Annotated in this window: 1 pseudogene; it reads right to left on the bottom strand. The window is 58.9% G+C overall.

The window, feature by feature from the left end:
• Positions 1-492: pseudogene (locus AC5ZG5_RS46440) on the bottom strand (transcriptional regulator); the annotation flags it as partial.

Here is a 492-nt window from a genome sequence, read left to right as displayed (position 1 = left end):
GGTCGCGAAACCTTCACTGAATTTGTTGTAGACCGATGATAGAAGCTGTTCCGCCGCGGCAGGCTTGTCCCGACCACGCCACAACTCAGCTAAACTCATCGCCGTGCGCAATTGCCAAGACGGCGTTTGCTGCCGGCGCGCTGAATCGATTGACTGCAAGAAGTGCCCCTCAGCCTCTGTGGCAGCCGCAGGGTGGCGGGTCCGAAGAATGAGCTCGCCCTTGACGCGCAGAATTTCGGCAAAGCACCATCGCTCCTGATTCCGCTGGGATCGCGTGAGAGCCTCTTCGATTGCAGCAAGTCCTTGTGCGACTTGCCCGCTACGAGCTAAGCCTTCCGCGAAGGCCACGAGAAATGCAGTGAGGTACTGGGCAAAGCCCGCCTTGCGAAGGTCATCAACAGCGGCGCCGAGAAGCCGCAATCCAGCGTCTACATCGGCGCGCTGGATGAGCAGCTGGCCTCTAAAACACTTGCCGTAGATAAGCCAAACCTC

It is taken from the genome of Bradyrhizobium sp. Ses1, from assembly GCF_059512365.1.
Note: the sequence above shows the minus strand (reverse complement) of the source record. Positions and strands in the feature narration are given on the sequence as shown.